General features: G+C 62.0%; 12 protein-coding genes and 1 pseudogene. 4 read left to right on the top strand and 9 right to left on the bottom strand.

What is annotated here, in order from left to right; genetic code table 11:
• Positions 1 to 1,836, top strand: a 1,836-nt coding sequence (locus Q0071_RS09310) for a TonB-dependent receptor (protein ID WP_298167880.1), incomplete at its 5' end; no start/stop codon positions are given.
• A 400-nt stretch (positions 1,837 to 2,236) separates the two neighbouring features.
• On the opposite strand, the gene Q0071_RS09305 is transcribed toward Q0071_RS09310, so the two are convergent.
• From Q0071_RS09305 to Q0071_RS09280, 6 genes are all read right to left on the bottom strand, one after another.
• Positions 2,237 to 3,478, bottom strand: coding sequence for a cytochrome P450 (locus tag Q0071_RS09305; protein ID WP_298167877.1), 1,242 nt, complete (start codon positions 3,476 to 3,478; stop codon positions 2,237 to 2,239).
• A 174-nt stretch (positions 3,479 to 3,652) separates the two neighbouring features.
• Complete coding sequence (locus Q0071_RS09300) at positions 3,653 to 5,149, bottom strand: CoA-acylating methylmalonate-semialdehyde dehydrogenase (RefSeq protein ID WP_298167888.1); 1,497 nt, start codon at positions 5,147 to 5,149, stop codon at positions 3,653 to 3,655.
• Positions 5,150 to 5,184: 35 nt separating this feature from the next.
• On the bottom strand, positions 5,185 to 6,738 hold the full coding sequence (locus Q0071_RS09295) for an acyl-CoA synthetase (protein ID WP_298167874.1): 1,554 nt from the start codon (positions 6,736 to 6,738) through the stop codon (positions 5,185 to 5,187).
• Between the two features lie 15 nt (positions 6,739 to 6,753).
• Entirely contained in the window at positions 6,754 to 8,445 is a 1,692-nt protein-coding gene (locus Q0071_RS09290) for a thiamine pyrophosphate-binding protein (RefSeq protein WP_298167871.1), read from the bottom strand.
• A 74-nt stretch (positions 8,446 to 8,519) separates the two neighbouring features.
• On the bottom strand, positions 8,520 to 8,786 hold the full coding sequence (locus tag Q0071_RS09285) for a hypothetical protein (protein WP_298167868.1): 267 nt from the start codon (positions 8,784 to 8,786) through the stop codon (positions 8,520 to 8,522).
• A 27-nt stretch (positions 8,787 to 8,813) separates the two neighbouring features.
• Entirely contained in the window at positions 8,814 to 9,863 is a 1,050-nt protein-coding gene (locus Q0071_RS09280; protein WP_298167865.1) for an alpha/beta hydrolase, read from the bottom strand.
• 234 nt (positions 9,864 to 10,097) lie between these two features.
• On the opposite strand from Q0071_RS09280, the gene Q0071_RS09275 reads away from it, so the two are divergent.
• Together Q0071_RS09275 and Q0071_RS09270 are read left to right on the top strand one after the other, a co-directional pair.
• The gene (locus Q0071_RS09275) at positions 10,098 to 12,296 is read left to right on the top strand and encodes a glycoside hydrolase family 3 C-terminal domain-containing protein (RefSeq protein WP_298167862.1); all 2,199 of its coding nucleotides are present in this window, start codon (positions 10,098 to 10,100) and stop codon (positions 12,294 to 12,296) included.
• A gap of 115 nt (positions 12,297 to 12,411) precedes the next feature.
• The gene (locus tag Q0071_RS09270) at positions 12,412 to 13,581 is read left to right on the top strand and encodes a crosslink repair DNA glycosylase YcaQ family protein (RefSeq protein ID WP_298167860.1); all 1,170 of its coding nucleotides are present in this window, start codon (positions 12,412 to 12,414) and stop codon (positions 13,579 to 13,581) included.
• 15 nt (positions 13,582 to 13,596) lie between these two features.
• On the opposite strand, the pseudogene Q0071_RS09265 reads toward Q0071_RS09270, so the two are convergent.
• A pseudogene (locus Q0071_RS09265) lies at positions 13,597 to 14,231 on the bottom strand (transposase); the annotation flags it as partial.
• Positions 14,232 to 14,336: 105 nt separating this feature from the next.
• Complete coding sequence (locus tag Q0071_RS09260; protein WP_298167857.1) at positions 14,337 to 15,671, bottom strand: MFS transporter; 1,335 nt, start codon at positions 15,669 to 15,671, stop codon at positions 14,337 to 14,339.
• A 198-nt stretch (positions 15,672 to 15,869) separates the two neighbouring features.
• On the opposite strand from Q0071_RS09260, the gene Q0071_RS09255 reads away from it, so the two are divergent.
• A complete protein-coding gene (locus Q0071_RS09255; protein WP_298167854.1) occupies positions 15,870 to 17,618 on the top strand; it encodes an amidohydrolase family protein in 1,749 nt (582 codons plus the stop codon).
• Here the strand turns inward: Q0071_RS09255 and Q0071_RS09250 are convergent.
• Positions 17,599 to 18,837, bottom strand: a complete 1,239-nt coding sequence (locus Q0071_RS09250) for a serine hydrolase domain-containing protein (protein WP_298167851.1) — start codon at positions 18,835 to 18,837, stop codon at positions 17,599 to 17,601. The genes Q0071_RS09255 and Q0071_RS09250 overlap by 20 nt on opposite strands.
• Positions 18,838 to 18,866 lie beyond the last annotated feature (29 nt).

Below are 18,866 nucleotides of genomic sequence, written 5' to 3'. Positions count from 1 at the left end.
GGCCTTCGCACCACCGTCGGCAATTATCAGACCGTCATCGCCGAAGGGTATGTCAACGTCCCCGTCAGCGATAAAGTCGCTGTCCGCATTGCCGCGCTTTACGACGCGCGCGATTCCTACTTCAACGAGGGCACGACGCGGCCTGCGTTTCCGATTCAGCTCCCTGCTGGCAAGAGCAGCAGCCTGCCAAAATTCAACGACAATATCTCCGTTCGCGGCACTATCAGCTACAAGCCCACCAGCAATCTCAAGATCATTGTCGCGGGCGATTACTCGAAGCTTCGCGGCGGGCGGTACGACTACGTCCGGCAGAGCAATTTCTATGACTTTCCTGCCCAGCCCTCGCCACCATATCCCCCGGGGACGGGCGATGCCAGCAAACCAACTTACGTCAACCGCGGGGCTGATGCCCAGCTGACCATGCCCTTCGCGCTTCCGTTCGATCTGGAGCGCAAGGATTCTTCGTGGGGCCTGCGCGGCGAAGTCACCTGGTCGATCGGCGACATCACCCTGACCTATCTTGGCAGCTTCCGTCAGTATGACCGCGGTGGTCAGCTGGCGTTCCAGTTGTTCGATATTCCGCTCTTGAGCAAGCCGGACGACACCTACAAGCAGAACTCACAGGAGCTGCGGGTGTCCTATGACGGCTCCGACAAGCTCAAGCTCCAGGCTGGCATATTCTATTTCAACGAACGCAACAGAACCGACGGGCCAGTCAATTTCGGCGCGCTGTCACCCTTGGTGGGCCCCATCTTTGGTGTCATGACGCCGACGAACTCGCTCGAAAGAAGAACCCCGCAGAACATCCGATCGGATTCGTGGGCGGTGTTCTCACAAGGCACCTATTCCTTGCTCGACTCGCTGCGCCTGACGCTGGGTGTCCGCTACACCCAAGATAAGAAGGCACGTGAAGGATTTGACGAATCCCGGGCGGGACCGGTCTACAATCCGGCGACCGACGTCCGCTTCCTGAACAAGGGCAATGTCGGGTTCAACCGTGTAACCTGGCGTGCCGGTCTGGATTACGATCTCGGCCCGCAGACACTCGCGTTCTTCAACGTCTCGACCGGATACAAGGCCGGCGGCACCAACGACGGGTGCCTCGCAGGTTCGGTGGGCAGCAATGGCCTCGCTTGCGCGCGGCCAGCCAATACCAGCACTTTCTACTATCGGCCCGAAACCCTCACGTCCTACGAAAGCGGGATCAAGGGACAGATTCCTTCGCTTGGGCTGGGCTATCAGTTGACCGCGTTCCATTACGACTACTCCAACCTGCAGCTACTTCGCGTGCCATCAAACGTGCAGGACGTCGCCAGGTTCGAGAATGCGGCAAATGCACGTAACACCGGCATCGAACTCGAGAGCCTCTTGAGAGTGGATTCTCACACAACCATCAATACCGGCGTTACGTATCTCAATACCGAGCTGGGTGATTACACCCCTCTCGGCGCAGCCGGGCCAAACTTCAAGGGACGGCCTCTCGAACGCGCCCCGGAGTTTACCGTAAATCTCCGCTTCCGGCATACCCGGCCGCTGCTTGACGGCGACATTACCTTCGCGGCTGGTACGCGCTTCTCCGACAAGTACTTCATTTACGACTACTCGTCTGCGGTCGTCTTCGTGCAACCGTCCTTCTTCAAGTCCGATGCCATGGTCGAATACCGCTGGGGATCTGATCGCTTCTCGCTGGCGGCATATGTCAACAACATCGAGAACTATGTTGAGGTCGGCGGGATCCAGGGGGGCTCCAACCTCCCCGGTATCGGCCTCATTGCGGGATCGGCCGCGCCCGGTCAGCCCCGCACATGGGGTATGCGGGCTGCTGTGAAGTTCTGAAGCGAACGACTGCCTGAAACATGCGGGGGACCGGCACGTGTGCCGGTCCCTTTGCGTTTCAGGAGCGCTCGCTAGCCTTTGAGATGCAACTCGGCACTTTGGCGCATCCAAGCCCCTAGAGCACTTTCCGACCAATCTGGCTCACCGCGATTGCGTCAGGAAGCTTCTCGGTAAGGAGCGCCGCACAGTGCGGGCTGGTAGCCCGTGCCAGCGGCGCGACGCTGTCCGAGGGGCTTCCTGGCGGAACCCCGAAGGGGCGGGCCGCTTTTGGCCCATCGCAGCGTCTCTCGTCGGTCACTATGCTATGGCATGGCTCCCTACTCGATCCTCGCGCCCCTCTTGATTGGGTTTGGGCCAAAATCGGCTCCGTCACAATGAACCAGATCGGCCCAAAGGTTCTCTAAACCCTGAAGCGAACCGGCATCCTTGCAACGCTGTTTGCAAATGTGGAAGGCTCCACGACAGGTTCCGCAGCCAGTTCCAGATCGCCAAGCTCGGCGGAGATTGCACGGAACATCGCCTGAAGCTCAAGCCGCGCGAAGTTTTGCCCCATACAGCGATGCTCGCCGCTCCCAAAACTGAGATGGGCATTCGGCTTCCGGTCCAGTTGCAACCTCTCCGGTTCATGGAAGGCTAGCGGATCGCGGTTTGCTGAGGAGAGCCAGCAAACCACCCAATCGCCCGCCTTGATGGTCTTGCCTTCGACCTCGATGTCTCGGGTCGCAATGCGGAACTTTTGCCGCGAGGGAGATACCCAGCGCAGCAACTCTTCAACCGCCAGCGGAGCAATCTGTGGGTTGCGCCGCAGCATTTCCATCTGTTCGGGCCATTCGATCAGCGCCTTGGTGCCTAATGAGATGACACTGCGGGTTGTCTCAAGCCCCCCAACGAACAGCGCGAACGTCCACCAACCCAGGTGGGTATCGGTAATGGGGTCACCGGTGGCAACATCGGTATTGGCGATCAATCCGGCGAGATCGGAGGCAGGTTGTCCGCGGCGCGAAACCGTATGTTTGGCTGCGTAGCGAAACAGCTCGCCCTGGTAGTGCTTGCGCGTTTTCACCGGATCGTTGTCGATCTGGTACTCAGGATCTTCGGCGCTCATGACGCCACGCGTCAGATGGGCAATGCGCGGTTGATCCTCTTCTGGTACGCCAAGGAGGCTGCAGATGAACCGCGCCGGGAGTTCCTGCGCGACGTCACTGACCAGATCGCACGCGCCCTTTGGCTTTATCGAATCCATTATGGATGAAACGACCGCTTCGATGGCCTCACGATATCGTGCCGCCGCGCTCGGGCTGAAGTATGGGCTGAGCGGCTTTCTGACCCGCATGTGCTCCGGCGGATCGACATGGGTCGGTATGAAACCGATACCCATCATGCGCTCCTGTTCGGGGCTCGGTATGTCGTCGTTGAGAGGCATGAAGCCCCCGCGCCGCGAACTGAAGGCTTCTGCATTGTCGAGCACGGCACGGCAACCTGCGTAGCTCGTCACCGACCAGAAAGGCCGGACTGTGCTTCCTGCCGTCCAGTGGACGGGATCTTGCATGCGCAGGATCGACAGCGCTTCGAGAAAACGATCTGACGAGCAGAATTCTGCCGAAGTCAGGCCTGAATCAATCCAACTGAAATCATTCATCATTGGCAACCTTCTCCAGCGCACCTCTCCGCCCCCCCCGAGAATTGTTATTCCTTGTTTTCCAGAGGGCTTGCAGCGAACAAAAAGAGCCAGAAGCCGAAGCTCCTGGCCCAAGTTGATGTCCGAAACGCGGAGAGTGAGCAGCCCACGGACATATCTCGTAACGATCGACGGCGCCTAAGCCATCGTGGGAATGACGAAGGTATTTTCTCCATCAAGCGAGCCGTTGGGCCAGCGCTGGGTCACGGTCTTGACCTTGGTCCAGAACTTCACACCTTCCATGCCGTGCTGGTTGGTGTCGCCAAAGGCCGAGCGCTTCCAGCCGCCGAAAGTGTGGTAGGCCACCGGCACCGGAATCGGCACGTTGATGCCAACCATGCCCACATTCACCCGCGCCGCAAATTCGCGTGCCGCATGCCCGTTGCGGGTAAAGATGGCGACGCCATTGCCATACTGGTGCTTGCTGGGCAGCGCGAGCGCCTCTTCGAAATCCGCCGCACGAACGATCTGAAGCACCGGGCCGAATATCTCGTTGTGGTAGCTGTCCATCTCGGGCGTGACATGATCGATCAGCGTCGGGCCGACAAAGAAGCCATTTTCGTGGCCTTGCAGCTTGAAACCACGGCCGTCGACAATCAGCTCGCCGCCCTCTTCCACACACGAGGTGATCCAGCTTTCGATCTTCTCCTTGTGCGCCTGTGTAACGACCGGACCGTAGTGTGCTTCAGCGTCGGTGGAGATGCCGACCTTGAGCGCCTCGATCGCCGGGATGAGCTTAGCCTTGAGGCGTTCGGCCGTATCCTCGCCCACGGGCACGACGACTGGCACCGCCATGCAGCGCTCACCAGCTGAGCCGAACGCCGCGCCGCACAAGTCGTTGACCACCTGATCCAGGTCGGCGTCGGGCATCACGATGCCATGGTTCTTGGCGCCGCCCATGGCCTGCACCCGCTTGCCGGCAGCAACGCCGCGATTGTAGACATAGTGTGCAATATCAGACGAACCGACGAAGCTGACCGCTCCGATTTCAGGGTGGTCGAGGATCGCGTCGACCATTTCCTTGTCGCCGTGGACCACCTGAAAAATGCCCTCGGGAAGCCCTGCTTCGAGGAACAGTTCCGCGAGCCGGTTGGGCACGGACGGATCACGCTCTGAAGGCTTCAAGATGAAGGCATTTCCGCAGGCGATCGCCACTGCACCCATCCACAGAGGGATCATTGCCGGAAAATTGAACGGGGTGATGCCTGCGCCGATGCCGATCGGCTGGCGCATCGAATAGACATCAATGCCAGGCCCCGCGCCTTGCGTGTACTCACCTTTGAGCACGTGCGGAATACCGCAAGCAAACTCGACCACCTCGAGGCCGCGCTGGATGTCACCTTTGGAATCCGCGATAACCTTGCCGTGTTCGGAGGACAGCAGGTGAGCCAGACTGTTCATGTTGGCCTCGACCAGTTCCTTGAACCGGAACATGACACGCGCGCGGCGCTGAGGATTGGTGCCCGCCCATGCGGGTTGCGCCTTGAGCGCGGCCTGCACGGCGATCTCCAGCGTTTCGGAGTTGCCGAGAGCAACTTCGCCCTGCACGCTGCCATTGTTCGGATCGAAGATTGCGCTCTTGCGAGCAGACGCGCCACCAGGGCCGCCGACGATGAAGTGGTCTACTAGACGCATTGTGGAATCCTGCGAGGCTATTTCGGATAATGGTTTCAACGGCTCGAATGGGTCTTGTACATGTCGCGCAGACGCCCTTTGAGCAGCTTGCCGGTCGGTTCGCGGGGCAATTCCTCCACGAAATCGAACTTGCGCGGAACCTTGACGCTGGAAAGCTCTGCCCTGCACCAGGCATCGAGTTCGTCCGCCATCCTGTCAGCAGGCTTGGCGCCAGGTGCAAGTTGCACAACAGCGAGCACCTTCTCGCCCATCTCTTCATCGGGCACGCCGATCACTGCGACGTCTGCTACCATGGGATGGATAACCAGACGGTTCTCGATCTCTTGGGGATAGATATTCACGCCCCCGCTGATGATCATGAAACTGCGCCGATCGGTAAGGTACAGATAGCCATCCTCATCGACATGGCCGATATCGTCGAGTGTGAACCAGCCACGGTCATTATGGGCGGACGCCGTCTTCTCCGGATCGTTGTGATAGGCAACCTTGGTCGGCGTTTCGAAGTAGATCACCCCGTCCTTGCCCGCCGGCAGTTCCTGTCCATCTTCGTCCAGGACATGGACGATGCCATGGACGGGCTTGCCAACGGTTCCCGGCTTCGTTTGCCATTCCCCCGGCCCGACGGCGGTGAAGCCCACCCCTTCGGAAGACGAATAGTACTCGTGGATGATCGGCCCCCACCAATCCAGCATCGCCCGCTTGACCTCAACCGGACATGGCGCCGCAGCATGAACGGCCAGTTTGTGAGACGACAAATCAAAAGCAGACCGATCTTCCGGCGGCAGCTTGAGCAGGCGCACGAAATGGGTTGGAACCCACTGGCTATGGGTAACCCTGTATCGTTCGATCGCCACGAGAGCTCTGACGGGATCAAACTTTTCCATGAGCACGACTGTGCCGCCCAGTGCCTGCACAGTCATGGACCAGCGAAGAGGTGCGGCGTGATAGAGCGGCGCAGGGCTAAGATAGACCGTTCCGGGGCCAAACCCGAAGAGACCCTTGGCCAGTTTAACCAGCGTGTCCGGTGCACCCAGCGGCTGAATGTCGGGTAGAGGACGGCGAATGCCCTTGGGCATACCCGTCGTCCCTGACGAATAGGGCATATCGATGCCAGGGGCCTGATCGACAATGACCTCTGACGATTGCCAATCCAACGCCGCGTCAAGGTCTCCCCATAGGCCCGTGTAGACGTCAAAAAACCAGCGGGGCAGATCAACCGGCACCGTAGCAAGCAGCGAAACAGCAAACGAAGAAGAAACAATCAGTTTCGCGCCGCTGTCCTTCAGGATGTAGCCGAGCTCTGATGCCGAAAGCCGCGACGACACCGCGATGAAGACCAATCCCGCGCGCTGCGCCCCCCAAACTATCTCAAGATAGCGCGGGTGGTTCTCGAGGAAGATCGCAACCGCATCCCCGCGTTGCAGGCCTTGCGCGCGGAAGAAGTTCGCGACCTTGTTCGAGCGGGCCTCCAACTCTTCATAGGTTACCGACCTACCGCTTTCCGCAAGCACGAGCGCAGGGCGCGTCGGCGTGGAGCGTGCATGGAAACTGGGGTGGAAACCTGCTTCCGCAGGCGGTTGTTCAGACATAGCCCTGCCCCCGGCTCAGTTCGCGCCGGCGTCGCCATAAGCGCCGCCTGCGCCAGGACCCCAGGACGCCGGTACAACGATGCGGTCGTCGGTCCGCGCGTCGATCACCGCGGGACGGCCGCTGTCGATGGCAGCACGAATGGCATCGGCAAGGTCTGCCGGATCGTCAATGCGCGCGCCCCAAGCGCCAAAGCCCTTCGCGATCGCGGCATAGTCGACATCACAGAACTGCCAATGATGCGCGTGTTCGGGCGCTTCGCCCCAGATAAACCGTTCCTGGTTGAGCGAGCTGTTGTTGTTGATCACCGTGACTGTCGGCAAATTGTAGCGCAACGCCGTTTCCAGCTCGGTCATGTGATACAAGATACCGCCGTCACCGGTGAAGCACACAACCGATCGATCCGGAGCAGCTGCCTTTGCGCCAAGGCTGGCTGGGAACGACCAACCGAGAGAGCCCGCAGCGCGGATCACTTCCTGCTCTTCATGCCGGAAGCGCAAGTGGCGGGCCAGCCATCCGCCGGCATGACCCGTGTCGACCACCAGGATGCCGTCCTCGGGCAACGCGTCGGAAACTTCCTTGCACAGACGTTCGGGCCGCATCGGAATTGCGTCGGATGCCTCGATCGGTGCCTGGTGCCGCTCGTACTCAGCGCGCAGTTCCTTGATGCGCCCCTGCCACCCGCCATCGACAGTGATTTCGCCGAGCGCGTCGCGCAAGACGCGCAGCGAAAGCCCTGCATCCCCGATCAGGGGCACGGTGTCGGGATAGTTGCGGCCGACGTGTGTGGCGTCAACATCGATCTGGATGACGCGGGCGTTTGCGGCCGGAACGGTCCAGTTGCGCGTGACCATGCTACCAGTGTTACTGCCGACAAAAATGATGAGATCCGCCTCGGCAACGGCGATGTTGGCGCATTCCTGCGAATAGTCACCGACCACGCCTGCAAAAAGCGGACTATCATCGACCGCGACCGCCTTTGCACCCGTGCCGGCGACGAACGGAATGCCAGTGGTGAGCACGAACCCTTGCAGGACATGCTTGGCGCCTGACTGCACGACACCTGCACCCACGACGATGATCGGGCGCTTTGCCTCGCGAATACGCTCTACAGCGGCATTCAGGGCTTCCGGTGAAGGCATGCTGCGCGACAGTTCGACACGCTGCGAGGATGAATCATCCGGATTGACGGCGTCGAATTCCTGAACCGCCATGCCGCCCCAGAATGTCGGGATCTGGAGATGCACCGGTCCAGGTCGTCCAGTCATCGCGCGGCGATAGGCCTGATCGAGCATGTCCGGAAGCCGATCGACCCGCTCGACGACGCCGGTCCACTTAGTGAGCGACGCGAAGGTCGGGATATCGTCGATATCCTGATAGCGAGCCTTGTAGCGCAGTTCGGGCGAAGTGCCGCCGCTGAAGGCAATTACCGGGCTGAACGCCATGAGTGGTTCACGCAGGCCCGCCGCAAGATTGCTGCCGCCGATTGCCTGAGCACCACAATATCCCGGCTTGCGCGCGATCCGCGCATAGCCGTCTGCCATGTATGCTGCGGACTTTTCGCTGTGCACATTGCATGGCGTGAGGCCGAGTGCGGTCATGTGCTTCATCACATCCGGAAACAGCACCGGTACATAAAAAAGGTGGGTACCGCCGTTGGCCTTGATCCACCGTGCGATATACTCGTTACCGGACATTTTCTCAGACATGTTTCCTCGACCCCGTAAGGCACTGCGACGGTCCCACCCGTGAAGGTGGGGCCATCACTGTCAGTGTTGTGATTTTAGTTGCTGGAGGCTGTCGGCTTGAGGCCGAGAGTCTTGGCCATACGGCCAGAGGCAGCCTGGCAATTGGGCGAAAGCTTCGACTGGTTATTGACCAGGCACTGCATCAACTGCTGCGGCTTGGACATCTCCTTCGAGCACACCGTCTTCGCATCGGCCATGCAGTTCTTCTGAAGGTCGACCATGACCGACATGTCCTGCGCTTCGGCAACACCGACCGAGGCGAACGAGGTGGCAGCGAAAGCAGCGACAACAAGTTTACGCATGATCTTCTCCAATTGTGGTTTGAATTGTTACTTCGGGGACCGCGCCAGCTGGCCGGAGAACGCGAAGCGCAACGCGTCGGTGTAGCTGTGACGGAAAGCGCGGCTGATCCGCAGATCAGGCAGAGCCATGTCGAACCCGTGCCATGATGCCGGCACGACGTTGAGTTCCGTCCAGATACCTGTGTCGGCAAGGCGGCGCGCATAATCGACGCTTTCGTCGAAGAACAGGTCGATTGCCCCCACCCCGATCCAGGCAGGCGGCATGCCCTTCAGGTCTTCATAACGGCCAGGCACAGCTCCCTGCGGGACACTGGCAGAGCCAGGCTCGACACCAAGCAGAGAACGCCAGCCAAACCGGTTTTGGTCACTGCTCCACATGATGCCCTCAACATGGGCAGGCATGGCCCGCACACTGCCGGTGCGGTCGTCCAGCATGGGATACAGGAGCACCTGAAGGACGATCTCGAATTGCGCACGGCGGCGCACCATGTCAGTGAGCATGGCCGCGAGACCGCCCCCGGCGCTGCGCCCCATGACCGCAATGCGCGAACGATCAATGCCGATGGCATCGGCATTGCCATGCATCCATGCCAAGGCCGCGTAGGCATCACGAACCGGACCGGGGAACCTGGTTTCCGGTGCCAGTCGGTAATCAGGCACGACGATGCAGCAATCGAGTTCACGCGCCAGAACCTGAACGTCGGAAAGATCACCCTCCGCCTTCCCGGCAACGTAACCGCCACCATGGAAGTAGAGGATAGCAGGACGCTTAGCCCCGGCCGATGCGTTGATCGTGAAGACCCGGATCGCAGGATCTCCATCAAGGCCCGAAATCTGCTTCTCGGAAACTTCCGGCTTCGCATCCAGCGGCTTGGCCAACGGATTGGGAAGATCCCGCATCATCGGCAGGACATCATCGCTGAGCGGAGGAATAGTCTCGAGGAGCGGCAGGAAGTTAGCCGTAGCCTCACGAAGTTCGGGATGAACAAAGGCCAATCGTTCGGCGGCAGTCAGAGCGGCTCCGCTCTTCGCTTGAGAGGCGGCGGCGCGGGCGAGCGTCGGATCCACGCCGGTCATCGAAACAACGCCAGCAGCAGCCGCACTAGCGAGAAACTCTCTGCGACGGAGCCCATTCATGCTTCCTCCAACCCGAATCCCTTAGCTTGGATCGAATTAGTGCAACATCAGGGTTTATGCAATACCCTTTCATTTTATATGAAGCTGCGTTAGCAATGCCCTGTCAAAACGATCTTGGGAGATTGCAAATTGCGCTGGTCTCATTCGCTATCGCTCGCCGCGCTTGTTGCCACGATGGTGGCCCCCGCAGCCGTTGGCAAAGAAGCCAAACCGTCATCAGCCAACAATGTCTCTTCTGCTGAGGTACCAGCAGGGGCAAATCCGCAGGAGCGGGCGCTTCGCACAGTCTCGCAGATGTCGGTCGATGAAATGCTGCGCCTTTTTGTGGGACACGTCGGCATCGACCTTGGCGTTCTGGGCGGAATGCCGGGGGTACCGCCGCCAGCCGGATCAAGAAATTCCGCCGGCTTTGTCCCTGGTGTCGAACGCCTCGGCGTCCCCCCGCTGTGGGAGACCGACGCGATGCTCGGTGTTGGCAACTTGCGCGACAAGATGCGCCCGGGCGACACCGCCACCGCGTTCCCCTCGACCCTCCTGCTGGCTGCGAGTTTTGACCCGGATCTCGCCGACCGCACCGGTTCGGCGCTGGGAAGCGAGGCGCATCGCAAGGGTTACAATGTCCTGCTTGGGCCCGGCCTGAACCAGCTGCGAGAGCCCCGAAATGGCCGAAACTTCGAATACTTCAGCGAAGATCCACTGCTCACCGGATTGATGGGCGGCGCGATGATCCGCGGCATTCAAAGCCAGCATGTCGTCGCAGCGGCAAAGCACTTCGCCCTCAACTCGACTCAGGTGAACCAGAACACCCTCGATGCCAGGATCGACGAGGGGGCGCTGCGCGAATCGGAACTCCTCGCCTTCCAGATCGCACTCGAGCAGGGCCGCCCTGGGTCGGTCATGTGCAGCTACAACGCTCTCAATGGCACGCCGACTTGCAACAGCCCGTGGCTTCTCGAAACAGTGCTCAAGAAGCAATGGAAATTCGATGGCTGGGTCATGTCCGACTGGGGCGCGACCAAGGGAGCCGATTTCGCCAATTCAGGGCTTGATCAACAGTCAGGCTCGGAAATCGATGCAGAGCCCTGGTTCGCAGATGCTCTGCGTCAGAGTGTCCAGAAGGGTCAGACCAGCAAGCGGCGCTTGCGCGACATGGCCTTGCGCATCGTGCGCACGCAGTTCCGCCTTGGCCTCGATCGTTTCCCGGCTGCACGCACCGAACCCTTCGATCCCGAACCCGGCGCGCGTATGGCCCTCGAAGTAGCACGGCGGGGCATCGTCCTGCTCAAGAACAACGGCATTCTTCCACTGCACCAACCGGAAGCCATCATTTCAGCCATAGGCGGCTTTGCCGATCGCGGCGTCCTGCGGGGCTCGGGCTCTTCAGAGGTCACGCCGACAAACGGCAAGCTCTTCGTCATGCCGGCGTTCGACGAACAGGGCTACGAGGCCGTGCGAAACCCCACGTTCCTGCCGTCGTCTCCGGTCAAGGTTCTGCGCGAAAAGTTGCCGCTGGCCATGATCTCCTATGATCCGGGGATGGGGGCCAAGGACGCGGCACTGGCGGCCCGCAATGCCGACACGGTCCTTCTGTTTCTCTGGCGGCATGAGACGGAAACGCGGGACTCTCCCGATATGCGCCTGCCGCTAGGTCAGAACGAGTTGGTCGAGGCAGTGGCCGCCGCCAATCCCAACGTCGTCGTTATCGTTCAATCAGGCAATCCCGTGCTGATGCCTTGGGCGGACAAAGTGAAGGGCATTGTCTGGGCCGGATTTCCCGGCCAGGAGGGCGGCAAGGCGATCGCGGAAATCCTGACCGGAGAGGTCAACCCATCGGGTCATCTGCCTTTCTCCCTTTTCCGAAGCCACGAGCAGTTGCCCTTCCCTGAGCTGCCAAATCAGGGCGTGGCGTTCTTCAAGCCCGTGACCGTCAACTACAAGGAAGGCGCGGATGTCGGCTACCGCTGGCTCGCGAAGAGCGGGCAGTCCCCGCTCTTTCCGTTCGGCCACGGCCTGTCCTATACCACGTTCGACATTGCCAACCCGTCGGTCGGGGCAGTCAAACCGCTGCGAATCTCGGCGGTCGTCCGAAACACCGGCGGAAAAGCAGGACGCGCGGTCCCGCAACTCTACCTGACCCAGACACCCGGCGAGCAAACGATCAAACTGGCAGGCTTCGCATCCGTGTTGGTAGAGGCGGGCGAAAGCAAATCAGTCCAGTTCGATGTCGATCCGCGGATCCTGGCAAACTACGACGCTGCCAAAGGCAAGTGGGTCGTTCGCGCTGGTTCCTACAATTTCGCACTTGGCAAGTCCGCCGGCGAACTCGGCCCGGCGATCAAGGTCGACATGCAGACGATCACGCTTGATCCGTAAGCTAGTGGACCGACGCCAGCGGACTGCAAAGCACCAACCGGGGTTTGCAGTCCGCCGGGCAACCACCGTTGCGGCTGGTTGACGTCCAGGACATTGCACTGCCAAGCTGGCATCAATGGCCACCCACCTGTCACTCCCTGAAGCCAGACGCATCGCGCTCGCGGCGCAAGGGTTTGGAGGGCGGCGCGCAAAGCAACCGAAGGCAGAGCACCTGCATAGCGTGCTGGGCAGGCTGGGTCTGTTCCAGATCGATAGCGTGAACGTGCTGACCCGGGCGCACTATCTTCCGGCCTTCTCGCGGCTCGGACACTACGACCGCACGTTACTGGAGCAGGGCGCATGGGGGCCGCGGCGGTATCGGCGGATGTTCGAATACTGGGCGCACGAGGCCTCGCTGTTACCAAACGATCTTCATCCACTGCTGCGCTGGCGCATGGCGAGGGCGGAGCGCGGCGAAATCGGTTACAAAACTCTGCGACAGTTTGCAGCCGAGCATCGCCCCGAAGCGGAGCGCGTGCTGGAGCGGATCAGGGCGGAAGGGCCACTCGCCGCAGCCGATTTCGAAAATGGATCGAGCAAGAGCGGATGGTGGGAATGGAGCAGCACCAAGCATGCTCTGGAGTGGCTGTTCTGGTCCGGACAGATCACCACGGCTACGCGGCGTGGCAGCTTCGGGCGGGTCTATGATCTACCCGAACGGGTGCTGCCGGATGCGGTGCTTTCGCTGCCCACGCCGGATCCCGTCGCGGCTCAATGCGAGCTCATCGCCCGCAGCGCGCTCGCGCTCGGCGTGGCGACAACAGCTGACTTGCGAGATTACTTCCGCTTGAAGCCGGTTGAGGCTGATCATGCCATTGCCGCGCAAGTCGAAACCGGGCTGCTGGTTCCGGTCCGGGTCGAGGGCTGGAGCCAGAAGGCGTGGATGCACCGCGATGCGTGCGCACCCCGCCAGGTGTGCGGCGCCGCCTTGCTTGCCCCGTTCGATCCGCTCGTGTGGGAACGCAGCCGGGCGGAGCGACTGTTCGGCTTCCGCTATCGCATCGAGATCTACGTGCCGCAGGACAAGCGGACCCACGGCTATTATGTGCTGCCGTTCCTGATGGACGAGGCGCTGGTTGCCCGCGTCGACCTCAAGGCGGACCGCGCGGGCGGCGTTCTGTTGGTCCAGCGGGTTACGCTTGAGCCGAACGCTAACGCCGAGACCCTGCCGCGTCTGCATGCCGAACTTGCGCGCATGGCCGCATGGCTTGGTCTTGGCAGCGTGCGGCTCCCGCAAGACGCCTGAGGCTTGAGCATCTGCAGCCACCCACTTCTGGTTGGGCCTGTCGGCAGTGAACTGGCGATCCAGCACGTTGCCGGCAATGATCGAGCGTTCCCCTTGATCCTTGGGCAGTCCACGGCGACGGGGCCGAGCCTGCAGCCCCTGCGCCTGCATGAGCCGTTCGACCCGATGCAGGCCGCAGGAGATGCCTTCGGCGAGCAGGTCGTGGCAGACACGGCGGGCACCGAAGGTGCGATAGCTGCCAAGATGGCTGGCCCTGACCCTGGCGCCGATCACCTCGTCGTCGCGGGCGCGCTGCGACGGGGATCGAGTTAGCCAGGCATGGAACCCGCTTCGCGAGACACCGCCAGAAAATCTTTGGGCGCCCTGCACATCCATGCCACCGGCCAGATCCCTCGGTGCTTCGCAATGAAGCCAAACCTCATATCGAGTCCTTCGCGACGGAGACGATCGATCTCCAACTGTTCCGGCTTCATCTGCCCATGCCCCGGAAAGGCATGGCCAGGATCGGCAGCGAACTCCTTTACCCATTTGCGCAGCACGTTCTCATGCACGTCCAAATCGCGAGCAGCCTGCGCAACTGCGACACCGCGCTCGCGCACCAACCTCACCGCCTCAAGCTTGAACTCGCGGCTGAACTTCCTTCGTTGCATGGTGGACCTCCGATAGATGGAAACATCCTATCTCGGTGTCAGCCAAACCGGCAGCAGGCCATCGAGCCGAGCGGCAGCATCAGAGCACATTCCGCCCAATCAGGTTCAGCGTTTCAACTGGCGCGCGCGCTCTTGCGGCCCCATACGGTCTGATTGCAGCGCGAGGCAGACGGCGGCGAGGACGAACAGACCGCACGGGACAACGCCCATCGCTGCCACTGCCGCGAATCTCGCGCCACCGGTTTGCAGCGCAGGGGAATCGCCGCTCCGGAAGCCCCCGAAGCTCAGGGCAAGTCCGCACAGCGCCGGACCCAGCGCCAACGCTACCTTCTCTGCAGCGCTCCAGACACCGGCAAGCGTGGCGCTCGCAGCGGTCCCCGTGGACCTGCCGAACGCGGCCAATGCCGAGAAACCCGCGACCTGTATTCCCGCCGTGGCCAAGCCGCCGAATGCCGCGCCGGCCAGTATCGCAGGCCAACTGATGGCCATGGAGAGCGCAACACTGGCGATGGCGGCGAGGCCGAGTGCAAGCATCATGCCCCGCGCAGTCCCGGTCCGTTCGACCATGATCGACCACGGGATCATCGCAAGGATTGCGGCGCCGATCTGGATCAGGAAGAACTGGCCGATATCCGCTTCGGGCCTCGCGCGGGCGATTACCAGGTAGTAAGCCGTCGCCGCGCTGGCGGTGCCGCAACCCGCCATGGCCAGGAAATACACACCAAGCGCGGCGCGGAAGCCGCGCAGGCGCATCAGCGCGAATCCGCTGATGGCTGGTGCTGGTACAGGGTTCGATCTGGCCGCGATCGGCCTCAACCACGCGATCATCATCGCGCCAACACAGCATGCCGCAATCGCAAGCGCCATCCAGCGATAGGCCGGCGCACCTCCGCCGAACGCTGTCACCAAAGCCGGTGCGCCCGAAGCCCCGAGCAGAATTCCCGCGAAAGCGAAAACCAGCCGGATGCCGATGAGGCGTGCCGCAGGACCTTCGGCAAGCGCAAGATCGGCAGGAACGGCAAGATAGGGCACGGCGAAGAAACTGTACGCCAGCGACGCCAGCAGATAGCTCGCTGCGAGGAGCAAAGCGGTCAGCTGCGGCGTTGCCAGCTGCGGAACTGCAAACAAGGCCGTGAAAGCCACTGCGCTGGCAGCGCTGCCCAGCCCCTGAAGGCGGCGGCGGCTGCCAAGCGCCCGCACCTCCCGGTCCGACCAGCGCCCGATCAGCGGATCGGCAAAAATGACCACGAGCTTGGGTGCCAGAATCGCGGCGCCAGCCAGCGCCGGTGGCAGGTGCAACTGCTGCGTGGCGAAGTAGAGCAGCAGGATGCCCGGGACAGTCGAATAGACGCCCGTGCCCACCGACCCCACGCCGTAGCCAAGCATGGCCCCGGCGCCCAAGGGTTGGTTTGCCCGAAGGCCTGCCGAGCGGTCAGTCATCCGTTTGCCTCCAGCGGCCGATTTCAGCAGGCCGCGCCTGGCCTCGTTCGATCCGGCTGCCCAGCGGAACCTTTCTGCCGAAGATCAGCAGACCTCACCACAAACGCGAGCTTGCGATTCTCCTGCCTTGTGTCAATCAACATAACCGGATTATGTTATGGAGCAAAGCCGATTGGTTCGTCGGCACGGGAGAGTGGCATGGCCTTTGATTTGGTGATCCGCGGCGCAAGTGTGGTCGATGGCACGGGCGCAGCAGCGACAACCGCCGATATCGGGATCGCAGGCGGCGTCATCCGGGAAATCGGCAGGATTGCCGCGCATGGAGCGCGCGAGATAGACGCCGATGGCGCCATCGTCACCCCCGGCTTCATCGACGTGCACACCCATTATGATGGGCAGGTGTCGTGGGATGGCGAAATGCTGCCTTCGGCCGCGCACGGCGTGACCACGGCGATCATGGGCAATTGCGGCGTCGGCTTCGCGCCCTGCCGCAAGGAAGATCGCGACCGGCTGGTCGATCTGATGGAAGGCGTCGAGGATATTCCGGGCACGGCGCTCCACGAAGGCATCCGCTGGGGATGGGAGACGATTCCGGAATATCTCGATGCCGTGGCTGCTATGCCGCGCACCGTCGATATCGGTGTCCAGGTGCCGCACAATGCCGTGCGGCTGTTCGTGATGGGCGAACGCGCGCTTCGCCGCGAAGCGGCGACGGAGGAAGACATTGCTGCTATGTCGCGCATCGTGGTGGACGGGATTGCTGCAGGCGCAGTCGGCTTCACGACCGCCAACACCATCGGCCACCGCGATGCCAAGGGCAACCCGACTTATGCCCGCCATGTCGCCGCCGAGGAACTCTATGCCATCGGCGAAGCCATGGGCGCTGCCGGGCGCGGCGTCATCCAGTTGTTCAATGATTTCTACCGCGAGAATCTCGACGATTTTCCCGAAGTGCTCGAACTCGCCCGGCGCAGCAAGCGGCCATTGTCGTTCACGCTGGAGCAGGATGACTGGTGGCCGGAAGGCTTCTGGCAGGGCCTGCTGAAGGCGTGCGCAAGCGTCAACGCAGCGGGGTTCGAAATGCGCGCGCAGGTGGCGCCGAGGCCGCTGGGCTCGATCCAGACGCTCGCGGGCACCATCCATCCCTTCGTCACGAGGCCGGCCTACATGGCCATGGCGCATCTGCCGCTCGCGGAGCGGGTCGCCCGGCTGCGCGATCCGGCGGTGCGCGCGCAATTGCTGGCCGAGCCCGATACGCCGCTCTCGCAGTTCGTCATGTCGGTAACGCCCCGCGCCGAGGAATGGGGTGCCGATCCCGTCGCCATGCTCAAGCGGATGTTCCCGCTGGGCAATGATGTTGACTATGAACCCGTGCCGGAGCGATCGATCTGGGCGCTGGCGCAGGCACAGGGACGCGACCCGCAGGACGTCCTGCTCGACCAACTGCTTGAGAATGATGGCCATGGCCTGATCTACGTGCCGATCATGAACTATGGTGGCGGCGATTTTTCCGCCATCCACGCGATGCTGAGCGATCCCAACGCGATGATGGGGCTATCGGACGGGGGCGCCCATGTCGGCTTTTCCTCCGATGGCAGTTTCCCGACCTATTTGCTCAGCCACTGGGCCCGCGACAGAACGCGGGGGCCTCGCATCCCGCTTGAACGTGCGGTGGCGCTGCAGACCGGCATTCCGGCGCAGCATTTCGGCCTTGATGACCGCGGCGTGGTGGCAGTCGGCCGCCGGGCCGATCTCAATGTCATCGATTTTGCCGCGCTCGGCCTCGAAAAGCCCGAAATCCATGCCGATCTGCCCGCAGGCGGTATCCGCTTCCTGCAAGGCGCGCGTGGCTACATCGAAACGCTGCTCGCTGGCGAAACGGTCAGCGCAGGCGGCGCACTCACCGGTGCGCGCCCGGGCCGCCTGATCAGGAAGACACGGGGCTAGAGGCGTTTGCAGCAATCACCGCCGCCGCCAGTTCCTTCAACATCGCATAAATGTCGTCGCCGTGGTCGCTGTTCTGCTGAACGGCGACTGCGATGCCGTGATCAAGCAGCATGGCGACGTTGGAGGAATAGCCCGGATAATAGCCGGAATGGCTGATATAGCGGCCCAATCCGGGGCGCTTGGTAATGAACATGCCAAGGCCATAAGCTTGCGAAACGCCGGGCTGCGGCGGGCCGGGCAGCGGCAGGCTCGAATCCATCATCGTCTTGAAGCTCGCCAGCGGCAGGATCCGACCCTTGGCGAGTTTCCAGTAGAATTGCGCCAGCGCGCGCGGTGTGAGGGCCAGACCGCCGCCGGTATATTCCAGTTTCGGAGTGTGCCGCAGATGGCCAGCCGCATCGGTGGTGCGGCCGGTCATTCCGGCCATCGCGGCCAGGATGTCGCCGCGCGCAAATCCGGTGGCGAGGCCGGGAAGATCGGTGCTGCTGGCAGCGATCACATCGGGTGATTTCAGCCGCGAGAGGACGAGCGCGTCGAGCAGTTCGTAATAGCCCTTCCCGGTTGCCTTCTCCATCGCCAGCCCGGCAAGGTGATAGCCAAGATCGGAATAGCTGTGCCGGGCGCCGGGCGCGAACAGTGGCGGTTCATCGAGAATGAACGACAGCATCTTGCGCGGGCTGTAACCGATATCACGGCCGCGGATGGCGTCCGTCGTGAAGGCCCACTGGAAATCCAGCTGATCGAGGAATTGCGGAAAGCCCTCACTGTGCTGGAGCAGCATGCGCAGCGTCAGCGCTTTGGCATTGGGCAGCCGCCCATACCAGGGTTCGTCGGCGAACAGCCGCGAAATCGGTGCATCAAGGCTGAGCTTGCCCGCATCGACCAGCGCCATGGCAGTGGCGGCGGCGAAGGTCTTGCCGGTGGACCCCGACATCAGCCGCGTCGCTGGCGTCATCGGCCTTGCGGTTGCGGGATCGGCAAGGCCGCCCGCAACAGCAATGGTCCTCCCATCAGGCATCACCGCGGCGACCGAGATACCCGGCGCGCGGTGGCCACCGACATGGCGGCGGACGAATGCCCGCAGCGCCTTCTCGACCGGGACAGCCGCGATCTGTGCGCTGGCGCTTGGTGCGACGATGGCGGCTGACAGCAGGGCCAGCAACTGCCGCCGATCCAAACTCCCGTCGATCAATCCCATCATTTCATCCTGCGCTGTCATCGCAGGCACACTAACATAACAGAATTATG

Origin of the sequence: Novosphingobium sp. (assembly GCF_027486195.1) — a bacterium.
In the GTDB taxonomy this organism is placed as follows: domain Bacteria; phylum Pseudomonadota; class Alphaproteobacteria; order Sphingomonadales; family Sphingomonadaceae; genus Novosphingobium.
Note: the sequence above shows the minus strand (reverse complement) of the source record. Positions and strands in the feature narration are given on the sequence as shown.